Here is an 11,562-nt window from a genome sequence, read left to right as displayed (position 1 = left end):
ATGCTAGCATCGTTGAACTTTAAGTAATAAATTTAATCCTTTAATAATCTGTATCGGTTATTTAGGACTGGACAAAATGAAAAAACAATTAACAGAGCAAGAACTACACAACCTAGCAATGAATATTGTTGGAAAAGAGCTAGAAGCTAATGGTTTTGAATTTATGGCAGTGAATAGTGAGTTAAAAAAGAACCCGCAATTTGTTTGCCTTAAGGATAAGAAGATGACTTTTATTGTTGTTAAATCAATACGTTATCCAGGCGATCCAAAAGACTTAGATTTTTTTATGTCAGATTTAAATAAAATGAGAGACCATGCTCTAAAGTTTGAAGCAGAAACCTTTTATGCTGGTGTGGGTTTAGTAAATGCTGAAGATTACAATTTACCAGTGTATTTAAATGAAGAATATATAGTGGATTATGATGGACTTATTAAAATTTAAAAACCTCCCTTGTTTAATTGTATTCTTTTTTCTGCTTTTTTCCTGTAAAGAACGTGAACAAGAATTTGTTAGGAATGATGCTAATGGGGCGGCATTAGGTACAACCTATAATTTGATATATTTCTCAAAGGTTCCTTTAGATTTGCAACTGCAAATAGATTCTGTTTTTGCGGTAATGAATCATTCTTTATCTACCTATATTCCAGAATCTGATATTTCTAAAATTAACCGCGGCGATTCTACTTTAGTTGTAGATACTATGTTTCAAGAGGTTTTTAAGCTTTCTAAGCATGTTCATAAGACTACTAAAGGGTATTTTGATCCAACTGTTGGAACTTTAGTAAACGCTTGGGGTTTTGGCCCGGGAAAGCAAATTGCGTTGGATAGCTCTAAGGTAGATAGTCTTTTAAAATATGTAGGTTTTAATAAGGTAAGTTTAACAAGAGGTCATCGTATTAAAAAGGAAAATTCCAATATTTATTTTGATTTTAACGCTATTGCAAAGGGTTATGCTATAGATAGATTGGCTGTAATGATGAATAATTATGGAATACATAATTATCTTTTAGAAGTAGGGGGAGAGTTGGTTGCTAAAGGTATTAATCCTTATAAAAATAAATCTTGGATTGTTGGTATAGATGATCCACAAGTAGTAGAAGGAAGGCAATTAAAACTCATGATAAAATTAGAGGATAAAGCTATGGCTTCTTCTGGTAATTATAGAAAATTTAGAGTAGATGAGAGTACAGGAAAAAAATATGTGCATACTATAAACCCTATAACTGGTTATACTAAAAACGGAACTACTTTAGGAGTAACCGTTTTAGCAAATTCTTGTGCAGAAGCTGATGCGTATGCTACTTCTTTTATGGCAATGGAACTTAAGGAGGTTAAGATGTTACTTAACAATAATAAAACTTTAGAGGCTTATATTATTTATTTAGATAAGAATGGAGAAACCCAAGAGTTTATGACGAAGGGTGTTAAAAAGCTTGTTGTAGAATAATTATTTTCTAACTATTGGAATAATTTCACCTTGTGCTAATCGGTATTTGTTTACGTCTTCTTTAGAAAGAACATTAGTGTAATCTTGTTCTTCAACAGTAAAACCAATACTTCTTAATTTATTAAAATAATCTCTACCGTAAATACGGACATGATCATATTGACCAAATATTTTTGCACGTTCTTTTTTATCGGTAATAGAATTATCTTCAAAAGTAGTTTCACGTTCTAATTCTTGTGGAATTTGAAATATTCCCCAGCCACCAGGTTTTAGAACTCTATAAAGCTCTTGCATGGCTTTAGTATCATCTGGAATATGTTCTAAGACATGATTGCAAAAAATTACATCATAAGAGTTGTCTTTAAAAGGAAGCTTACAAATATCTGCTTTTACATCTGCTAAAGGCGAGTTTAAATCTGTAGTAGTGTATTCTATGTTTTTTAATTTCCGAAACCTCTTATAAAATGCCTGTTCAGGAGCAAAATGTAAAACTTTAAGCGTATCCGCAAAAAAGCTAGTTTCATTTTTTAAATATAGCCACAAAAGACGGTGCCTTTCTAAAGATAAGGTAGATGGAGAAAGTACATTTTCTCTTTGATTTTCATAACCATAAGGAAGAAATTTTTTAAAACTCTTATTGTCTATAGGGTCTGTGTAATTATTTCCTCTTAGGGTAAAAGCAATTATTGGTCTAACAAGATAGCTTAGCCTAATTAATATAGGCCTAGGTATTATATTGAGAATTAACTTGAAGATTTTTTTCAAAAGAGGGGTTGTTATTTATAATCTTCACGAATAGGGAAAAATGTATCAATAACAATACAATCCGTTAAAGCAACAGCGCTATGAATAGCATTTGAAGGAATAACTGTTATTGTATTTGGTTCAAGAATTGAGGTGGTACCATCAATGGTCATTTCTAATCTACCAGAAATAATTTGCGTTATTTGTTCATTTACATGCGAATGAATTGGTAAAATTGCACCTTTATCAATAGTAACATAACCAATGGTTATATTTTCTGAATGTACATACCTACCAGTAATTCCTTTTACGAGTTCTTTTTCTTTTATTTTGTCTATATTAAAAGTCATAATTACCTGTTTAGAGTATTTTGAGTAAACTCGTCTTCTTCGGTACTTGTAATTCCTAATGCTTCGTAAATATATTTAAACGTAGAAAGTAACTCCGGTTTTCCATTTACAAGAGCAACATCATGTTCAAAATGAGCACTTGGTTTGCCATCTGCAGTTAGGATTGTCCAACCGTCTTTTAATTGTTTTATTCTACGAGTACCTAGATTTGTCATTGGTTCAATAGCAACAACCATACCTTCTACAAACTTTTTACCTCTTCCTCTTCTACCATAATTTGGCATTTCTGGATCTTCATGCATTTTACGACCTAAACCATGACCTACAAGTTCACGAACAACACCATAGCCGTGGTCTTCTGTATATTTTTGAATAGCATAGCCAACATCGCCAACTCTATTACCGGCTTTAAATTCACGAATCCCTACGTATAAAGATTCTTTGGTAACATCTAGCATTTTTTTTGTTTCAGGGTCTACTTCTCCAACTTCAAAAGTATAAGCGTGATCTCCGTAAAAATCATTTTTTAAAGCGCCACAATCAATAGAAATAATATCCCCTTCTACAAGTGGTGTTTTATTAGGAATACCATGCACTATTTGAGCGTTAGGACTCATACATAATGTATTAGGAAAATCATACAAACCTAAGAAACCCGGAATTGCTCCATGATCTCTTATAAAGGTTTCTGCAAGTTTATCTAATTGTAAAGTGGTTACTCCTGGTTTTACTTCGCCAGCAAGCATTCCTAATGTCTTGGAAACTATTAAAGCACTTTCGCGCATTAATTCTATTTCTTCAGGTGTTTTTACTATAATCATAGTTTGCAAAGGTAAATATTTACATTTAAGAAAGGAAACCTTTATACGTTATGTGTATTAGATAGTTATTTAGTATTAAGATTAAGATGTAACTCTTTAAAATAGGTAAAAGCAGCTTGTAGTCTAGAGCCATACCAAGAGAAATATTCGCCATCAACCAAAATAACTTTAGATGAAATATTTAATTTTTTAATTTCTGAAATATGTTTATTAGAAAACGGAAAAGGTTCTGATGAAAGTAAAATTATTTGTGCAGTAGTTTGTTTAATTTCTTCTGAAGTAATTGTTGGGTATCTTTCTTGAGTATTACTTAGATTAGAAAAATTATTAATTGCTAATAAAGAATTTATAAAGGTGTCTTTTCCTGCTAGCATCCAAGGGTTTTTCCAGATAAAATATAGAACACTAACTTTGGGTTTGTTTTGTATGAATTTTTGAAAATTTGCGAGCTCACTTTTAATATTAGTAGCTATTTTGGAAGCTTTTTCTTTACAATTAAAAAGGTTTTTATATTGTTCTATAAGATGAAGCACATCTACTATATTTTTTACATTAGAAACATGCACTTCATATTCTTTTTCTAAGCTAAATACAATGTCTTTGGTGTTTTCTTCTTTATTGCATAGAATAATATTTGGCTTTAAGGCTTTTATTTTTTCGAGTGATATATTTTTTGTGCCCCCAACAATTTCTTTGCTTTGTCTTAAATGGTTTGGATGTACGCAGAACTTTGTAACTCCAACAATATATTCTTCTAAACCTAGGTCTACCAATAATTCTGTTTCTGAAGGTACTAAAGATATAATACGAAAAGGCCAGCTAGGTAAAACAATTGTTCTACTTAGCTGGTCTTTTGTAGTTGTTGCCATTCTGTGCTAAATTACACTAAGGAATGTTGTGTCATTGCTTCTGGTTGTGGTACTCCAATTAATTTAAGTATAGTAGGAGCAACATCTCCAAGAACACCACTTTCAATATTTTTTAATTCTTTGTCTATTAAAATAATAGGAACAGGGTTTGTAGTATGTGCTGTATGCGGGCTACCATCTGGGTTCATCATAGTTTCGCAATTTCCATGATCGGCAATAAGAATGGTAGTATATCCATTTTCTAAACCTGTAGTAATCACATCTTTTGCGCAAATGTCTACGGCTTCACAAGCTTTTATTGCAGCACTCATTATTCCTGTATGGCCTACCATATCTCCATTAGCAAAGTTTAAGCACACAAAATCTGCTTCTCCTTTTTGTAATTCTGGAACTAAGGCATCACGTAATTCATAGGCACTCATTTCTGGTTGCAAATCGTAAGTAGCAACTTTTGGAGAGTTTTTAAGAATACGAGATTCCCCTTTGAAAGGAGTTTCTTGTCCGCCAGAAAAGAAAAAAGTAACATGTGGATACTTTTCTGTTTCTGCAATACGGATTTGTTTTTTATTATTTTTTTCTAATACCTCGCCTAAAGTCTCTGTAATATTATCTTTATTGAATATTACTTTTATTCCTTTAAAATCATCACTATAATTAGTTATAGTAACGTAGTAAAGGTCTAGCGTTTTTGTATTGTATTCTGGAAAATCTTTTTGGTTTAACATTTCTGTTAACTCTCTTCCTCTATCGGTTCTAAAGTTAAAAAAGATAACTACATCATCCTTTTCAATGGTAGCTATAGGTTGTCCGTTAGTATCTGTAGCAATTAGTGGCTTAATAAATTCATCCGTAATGTCTGCATCATAATTTTCTTGTATGCTGTTAGTTATAGAACTGGTTTTTGTTCCAGTAGCATTAACAAGAGCATCATACGCTAATTGTACACGTTCCCAACGCTTATCTCTGTCCATTGCATAATAACGCCCAGTAACAGAAGCAAGTTTTGTGTTTGTACCAGAGATATAATTTTCAATATCTTCTACATATCCTTTTCCAGATTTTGGGTCAACATCTCTACCATCTGTAAAAGCATGGATATATGAGTTTTGAACACCAGCATTGTTTGCAGCATCAATAAACCCTTTTAAATGATTCGTGTGCGCATGTACACCTCCATTACTAAGTAATCCTAAAAAATGTACTTTTTTATTATTTTCTTTAGCATATGCAAGGGCATCTACTAATACTTTTTCGTCTTTTAAAGTATTGTTTTCTATCGCTAAATTAATCTTAGCCAAATCTTGATAAACAATTCTACCAGCTCCTAAATTCATGTGGCCCACTTCACTATTTCCCATTTGTCCTGTAGGTAAACCTACATGTTCGCCGTCTGTTCTTAGAGTTGCGTTTGGATAGTTGTGGTATAATGAGTCTATAAAGGGAGTTTGCGCATTGTCTATAGCAGATACTTTTGGATCTGGTGATTTTCCCCAACCATCCAGTATCATTAGGATTACTTTTTTATTCATAATTGTAGTGTCTTTACAATGCCAAAAGTACTATGATTTGTTTACTTAAACTAAGTTTAAAGCCCATTTTTTAAGGGTTTTTACAGTTTGTTGTATCTGTTTTCAAAAAGTGTTAAAGATGTTAAATTTTTATTATTCCCTTAATTGTTTTGTAACAAATTATATTTCTTGTCGTCTCTTTAATATCAAATCATTTATTTATCAATTAAAAAAAATCATCATGAAAAAATCAACAGTAATTACCGCTATTATGGGTGTGCTTTTATGTACAGGAGTAATGGCAAACGAAAACGTTAATTCATTAAAATTGAATGAAACGCAATTGGTATTAAATTCTGAAATTAGTACTTTTTGTAAAGCTATTCTTAAAGGAGATGTAAATTTAGTAAAAGGCATGATTGAAGCCGGAGAAGATGTAAACAAAATTTCTGCAGGGATGACACCAGCAATTTTTGCTGCTCGTTATAATAGAGTAGAAATTTTAGAGCTTCTTATTGCTAATGGGGCTAATCTTAAGATTAAGTGTAAAAACGGACTTTCTATTACAGAGATTGCTAAGGCTTCTAATGCAACGGATGCTCTTGCTTTGTTGAAGAAAGAAAAGAAAGCTAAAAAAGGCAAAGAGAATTAAGTAAGAAAATGTACTAAAAAAATCCCATTCCTAATCAGGATGGGATTTTTTTTATCCTATATTCACATCAAATAGTGTTCAAGTAAAAGAGTGCGAATAATGTAATTAAAATTCAAAGCCAGTAAACGCTCTATACATAAAAGCATAGACTGCGAACGCTAACATTGCACCACAAAAAACAGAATATATTTTAAGTAATATTACTGCAATATTTGGATGGCAATTTTCAAAGGCTTGTTGGTAAATGTTTCTAAAGTGTAATAATGTTCCCATATAGTTTTGTTTAATAATTAAAAATTACAAAGCTATAAGGATTAAATCTGAGACGGTAATAAGACTGTGGGAGCCCCAAATGTAGAAAAAAAAATAGAACTTTCGACGATTAATTTAATTTATTCGATAAGCTGTAAAATATAAATAAATTGCTAATAATCAATTATTAAGAGGGTGTTTTTTATCGAAAATTAAGGTGCTTTTATCGGTTTAATTTAAATCTTGCCTTTATATTTCTTAATGGCTTCTTTTATTTTTTCTATTCTGTTTTCTGGGTCCGGGTGGGTACTTTGAAATTCTGGTGTTCTATTAGGACCTGCTGCTGCTTTAAGTATTTGCATAACTTTTATCATTTCTTCAGGTTGGTAGCCTGATTGTATCATAAAAAGTACACCAAGTTCGTCACTTTCTAGCTCATCTCCACGGCCATTGGTTAATAATTTGTTTTGGCCTATACCACCAACTAATCCGCCCATATCTGCACCAACGCTAGCACCCATAGTTAGGGTTTGCCAAAAATTACTGTCCGCAATACGTTCCGCAGAATGGCGACCAATAACATGACCTATTTCATGACCAAGAACACCTGCAAGTTGTGCTTCATTTAATTGAGAAAAAAGTGCATAAGTAATAAATATTTGACCTCCAGGTAATGCAAAAGCATTAATAGTTTGGGTGTCTGCTAATAAATGAAAATCATATTTATAAGGGGTTTCTCTGGCAATACTACTATTTACCAATTTATTGCCAACAGCATCTACAAAGGCTTGCATACGCTCATCTGGGTAAAGACCACCGTGTTGTTGTGAAATTTCGGGTAAACTTTGTAAACCTATAGCAATTTCTTGCTCTGCGGTCATATTTATATTTTGTGTTCTTCCCGTGTATTCGTTTTTTTCACTGTTATTACAGCGTTGTATAAAGGCAAATGCTACAATGGCGAGGCCTATAAAAATTCTAATTTTCCAACTTCCTCTTCTCATGGCTTATGTGTTTTATAGGCCAACAATATACAAAAGAGTTAGAGAAGGTCTTTATTTATGTCTAAAATATTATTACGCACATAATTTTTTATAAAACCATTTGTAAAATGCTCACTTCCATAAAAATCTTCTTGTTGTAGTAATAAAAGAATATTTTTTCTTCTAAAAGCCGTTAACATAGGTTTAGAAATTGGGGCATAGCTATAATGCCAAGGCTCATATTTAAAACCTTTTCTTTTAGGGTGGTCCGTATATACTAAGTAAAAACCATACTTTTCAGAGTTAGCATCCATCCAATTCTTAAAATCTTCATATGGTCCTCCTTCTCTAAATTTATTTGGATCTAAAACATTTCCTTCTACTTTACGGTAACTGTCTACAATATCAACATCGGTTCCCCAATGATGTCTGCTGGTTCCTGGAATAGTAGAGTATTCTATAATTTTGTCAATAGCATCTATTGGTGCCATTCCATTTTCTTCGGTATATTTATCATATTTTCTTTCCCAAATCTGGACTTGTCTCTCAAAATTTCTATAACTAGATACCACTTTTAAATCTATTCCAGCACTGTAAGCAGCTTTTTTCATTTCTAAAAAAGCATCATGAGCTTCTTTCCTAAGGTTTATACCTTTACCATAAACCTTTATATCTTCTTTACCCATTAATTCTAAAATAGAATAGTCATTACCTTCTAATAAGATAGTTGATGGTATTGTTGATAAGGCTAATGTAGTTAAGCCACTTTTTTTTATGAATGATCTTCGTTGCATTTTAAATTGTATTAATTAGTGAAGGTGGTAATGGTTTATAAATTTAGTTATTTTTTTGCATTAGAGGTTAAATAAAGATACCCCTGATGTTTTTGTCTTAAATCATTTAGTGTAATTATATAAAAGTAGATGCCAGAAGCAAGCCCATCATTTTTTGTAATAACAGAGCTTCTATTAGAGTAGCCACCAAATTCATTGGTATAATTATTTTCATTAAACACACCATTATTAACTAAATCTAAATGAAACTCTATGGAAGTGCCATTATGCACTTGCATTACTCCAAAATTATGAACAGAGTCTTGCGCTAAAATTATATTTTGTAGTAGGAGAAAGATAGATAGGATTTTAAATAGTTTCATGTTTTTAGAATTTCATAGATATATTAGATATTCCACTATTGGTTTAATGAAAAGAAGAATCAAAATATAAATCTCCTGTTGCTTGTGTTGCAGAGTTATAAAATTCACGGCCATTTTCTAGAGATAGAATGTTTGTATTTATATTAAAACTTAAATTTTGGTTTGCACCTCCACTAGTAGCACAAAGATTACTCCATTGTGTGTCATCATAATAATGAATACATTGCGTATCGGTATTATAAATTAATGCATCACGCAAAGGAGATATGCTTTGCATTTGTGTATTAGATAATTTAGTTAGCACTAGTTCTTTATTTGTGCTTTCTAATTCTACAATAGAAGCTGGATCTATAGTGTCTAGTTGTTTTCCAATTTTTACTTGAGAAGTAGCAAATTGAATTCCAATTAGAAAGAATAGAAAACTTATTCTTTTAAAATACATGGCTTTGTGTTTTATTTTGGCAATACATTATTACTTATAAAATTACCATGTATAATGAGGTGCTTTCTTAAAATGTTGTGTAGTTCTTTAAATTTGTTGTGAACAGGATGTTGCACAGAAAAAACTTACAATTAAAATGCATTTCATCTATTAAATAAATAGAAATAAAGGATTGCAAGTGGAGTAAAAAAAAGGATAAGTTGTTTTTTAGCGCGCTAAATACATAAAACCTTGAAAATCCATTTGTAAATCTTGCATGGTAATAATATAAAAATATACTCCTACAGGTAGTCCTTTTTCTTCTCCAAAAAGAATATTGTCTTGGTTAGAGTATCCACTAAAATTGTTAGAGTAATTCACATCTTCATATACTTTTAAACCATAACGGTCATATATACTAATGATATTGTTTGGCGATAATTCTAATTCTGGTATTACTAAAGTATCATTATTACCATCACCGTTTGGGGTAATTAGGTAGTTTTCTAAAGTTAAAACATCTGTAGTTAATGTTTCTCTATCTTCTATACTACCAAACGTGATAATTTCGTAATTATCTGGGTTAAAAGTATCTGACGTTACAAATCCTTGAGATAAATCTCCAACTATTTCGTTTGCTTTTAAGTTAACCCATTGTTTGGTAGATTTATTCCAACCAACAGGGATAATATCTTCAATATTCTCTGTGAGTACGTCTATTTGGCTATTTTGGTTCCAACTTATACTTATAGTAGAATTTATGTTTCCTTCAAGCCTCCAAAACTCCGTAGTACTAATAGTCTTAATAGTAGGAGGTTTGCTTAAAACATCATAAGAGTCACTAAAAGAATTTGGAGTATCTGGGTTTTCTCTAAAATAAGCACATTTTGCAAGTGCATTTACATTAGAAGAATTTAAAATTAAAGGTCGTAACTCTTCATTATCGCCAACTGGGAATATAAAATTTTGTTGGTTCGTAATTGCTACATAACCATCTACTTTAGAAAAGTTGCTAGAGCCTACATAAGCAGCATTACTAATAAAATTTAGATAAGAACTAGATTGTGTTTTAATGGTTCTAAAATCGCCAATAATAAAGTTGGTATTATTAGTGTTGTCTATGTTTAGACTTAATAATACACCGTCTTCATTGGCTATTTCAATGTCATGAAATTGTGGAGTAAAAGTGCCAGCAAGTGTAATAGCGTTAGTACCATAAAAACCAGCCAAACCAAGATTATTATCAAAAGGGGTATTGTTTATAAAATTGGTATGAAACCCTATTTTTCCTTGTTCATGTATTTGTATGTTACCATTGTTATACAAAGCGGTTTGTGCCTGTATTGTTAAGGTAAATATTATTGTAAATAGGGATAGTGTTTTTTTCATTTTTTAAAAATCTAAGATTGTAAAATACCAATTTGCGACAACAAAATTTCCAGTTGAATTTTCTTTTATTGTAATGTCAAAATAGTTAGTTGTTTGGGCTTTGACATAAATTCTATTATCTCCCAGTACTGTTAATTGAATAGTGTAATCATTATCTGGTCTTGGATTATCAAAAGTAACTCTTATCGTATCTGTTAATGCGGAACCGCCAATAGTTACACCTTTTCTTTTAATACTGTTTCCTCCATTAGCTTTTCCCATAGCTACTACTGTTGGCTCTTTCCATTCTGTACCTGTACCTGTAGCGGTTAAAATATCATCCACATTTCCTGAGTTTCCGTTTTCATCTAGAAGTTGCTCCGTTAGTTCTATACTTCCGTTTACAACTAACTCAGAATCTGTTGTACCTTCATCTCTAATTCTTAAAGCCTCTACACCACCAACAGAAAATCCAAGTTCATCTGCAGCACCCCCCCAGAACATTCCTGTGTCGTCATCACTATTAAACCTATATGAGGGAGTATTAGAACTTCCGTCTGAAGTAATGAACCCTCCTGACCTTGTTGTTCCATTGATATGTAATCTAATAGTACCACTAGTGTCAGGGGAATTAGTTCCTATTCCAAAAACATTGTTAGTATTATCCCAAAATAATTGATTGTTATTTTCAGAAGGACGACCTAATCCATTGGCAAAAAATATAGAACCAGTTGTTCCAGAGATAGAATTATTTCCAATGGCAGTATTAATTCCAACTAAATGTGCTTCTACGTTTTGCGTGGCGGCAGTATAATTTGTTGCGGCTAGTGTTACAGGGACTTGTGTTGCAGTTTGGTTATCAGTACTGGCAGCGGCAATAGCATTTAGAGCCTGTTGTACATTATTTTCAGGCGTTGTTGCATCATTATCATAGTCAGAAGGAGTAGCAAGAAGAACTTCCTCATCCGTTTGGTCATCAGTACTAGCAGC

Annotated in this window: 15 protein-coding genes; 3 read left to right on the top strand and 12 right to left on the bottom strand. The window is 31.9% G+C overall.

What is annotated here, in order from left to right; genetic code table 11:
- Positions 1-76 precede the first annotated feature (76 nt).
- A complete protein-coding gene (locus Q0820_RS16755) occupies positions 77-442 on the top strand; it encodes a Na(+)-translocating NADH-quinone reductase subunit F (RefSeq protein ID WP_298489429.1) in 366 nt (121 codons plus the stop codon).
- Positions 420-1,448 carry an FAD:protein FMN transferase gene (locus Q0820_RS16750; RefSeq protein WP_298489427.1) on the top strand — a complete coding sequence of 343 codons (1,029 nt, stop codon included), beginning with the start codon at positions 420-422 and terminating at the stop codon, positions 1,446-1,448. Before Q0820_RS16755 ends, Q0820_RS16750 begins: the two co-directional genes overlap by 23 nt.
- Here the strand turns inward: Q0820_RS16750 and Q0820_RS16745 are convergent, their stop codons facing one another.
- From Q0820_RS16745 to gpmI, 5 genes are all read right to left on the bottom strand, one after another.
- Positions 1,449-2,213, bottom strand: coding sequence for a class I SAM-dependent methyltransferase (locus tag Q0820_RS16745; protein WP_298489426.1), 765 nt, complete (start codon positions 2,211-2,213; stop codon positions 1,449-1,451).
- Positions 2,214-2,224: 11 nt separating this feature from the next.
- Positions 2,225-2,542 carry a cupin domain-containing protein gene (locus Q0820_RS16740; RefSeq protein ID WP_298489424.1) on the bottom strand — a complete coding sequence of 106 codons (318 nt, stop codon included), beginning with the start codon at positions 2,540-2,542 and terminating at the stop codon, positions 2,225-2,227.
- 2 nt (positions 2,543-2,544) lie between these two features.
- Positions 2,545-3,363, bottom strand: a complete 819-nt coding sequence (gene map / locus Q0820_RS16735) for a type I methionyl aminopeptidase (protein WP_298489421.1) — start codon at positions 3,361-3,363, stop codon at positions 2,545-2,547.
- A gap of 65 nt (positions 3,364-3,428) precedes the next feature.
- On the bottom strand, positions 3,429-4,232 hold the full coding sequence (locus tag Q0820_RS16730) for an ABC transporter substrate-binding protein (RefSeq protein WP_298489419.1): 804 nt from the start codon (positions 4,230-4,232) through the stop codon (positions 3,429-3,431).
- A gap of 11 nt (positions 4,233-4,243) precedes the next feature.
- Positions 4,244-5,761, bottom strand: coding sequence for a 2,3-bisphosphoglycerate-independent phosphoglycerate mutase (gene gpmI, locus Q0820_RS16725; RefSeq protein WP_298489417.1), 1,518 nt, complete (start codon positions 5,759-5,761; stop codon positions 4,244-4,246).
- Positions 5,762-5,981: 220 nt separating this feature from the next.
- On the opposite strand from gpmI, the gene Q0820_RS16720 reads away from it, so the two are divergent.
- Positions 5,982-6,392, top strand: a complete 411-nt coding sequence (locus tag Q0820_RS16720) for an ankyrin repeat domain-containing protein (protein ID WP_298489415.1) — start codon at positions 5,982-5,984, stop codon at positions 6,390-6,392.
- A gap of 105 nt (positions 6,393-6,497) precedes the next feature.
- Here the strand turns inward: Q0820_RS16720 and Q0820_RS16715 are convergent, their stop codons facing one another.
- The 7 genes from Q0820_RS16715 to Q0820_RS16685 form a co-directional block, all read right to left on the bottom strand.
- Positions 6,498-6,665, bottom strand: coding sequence for a DUF6747 family protein (locus Q0820_RS16715; RefSeq protein ID WP_298489413.1), 168 nt, complete (start codon positions 6,663-6,665; stop codon positions 6,498-6,500).
- A gap of 215 nt (positions 6,666-6,880) precedes the next feature.
- Positions 6,881-7,648, bottom strand: a complete 768-nt coding sequence (locus Q0820_RS16710) for a M48 family metalloprotease (protein ID WP_298489411.1) — start codon at positions 7,646-7,648, stop codon at positions 6,881-6,883.
- Between the two features lie 38 nt (positions 7,649-7,686).
- Entirely contained in the window at positions 7,687-8,421 is a 735-nt protein-coding gene (locus Q0820_RS16705; RefSeq protein WP_298489409.1) for a M15 family metallopeptidase, read from the bottom strand.
- Positions 8,422-8,468: 47 nt separating this feature from the next.
- A complete protein-coding gene (locus Q0820_RS16700) occupies positions 8,469-8,783 on the bottom strand; it encodes a gliding motility-associated C-terminal domain-containing protein (RefSeq protein WP_298489406.1) in 315 nt (104 codons plus the stop codon).
- Positions 8,784-8,826: 43 nt separating this feature from the next.
- Complete coding sequence (locus Q0820_RS16695) at positions 8,827-9,225, bottom strand: hypothetical protein (protein ID WP_298489404.1); 399 nt, start codon at positions 9,223-9,225, stop codon at positions 8,827-8,829.
- A gap of 207 nt (positions 9,226-9,432) precedes the next feature.
- Positions 9,433-10,593 carry a gliding motility-associated C-terminal domain-containing protein gene (locus tag Q0820_RS16690; RefSeq protein WP_298489402.1) on the bottom strand — a complete coding sequence of 387 codons (1,161 nt, stop codon included), beginning with the start codon at positions 10,591-10,593 and terminating at the stop codon, positions 9,433-9,435.
- 3 nt (positions 10,594-10,596) lie between these two features.
- The coding region (locus Q0820_RS16685; RefSeq protein WP_298489400.1) for a hypothetical protein at positions 10,597-11,562 on the bottom strand (966 nt) is incomplete at its 5' end.

Origin of the sequence: uncultured Maribacter sp., assembly GCF_947495965.1 — a bacterium.
Classification (GTDB): Bacteria; Bacteroidota; Bacteroidia; order Flavobacteriales; family Flavobacteriaceae; genus Maribacter_B.
The sequence above is the reverse complement of the archived record's forward strand: the minus strand, read 5'-3'. Positions and strand labels throughout refer to the sequence as shown.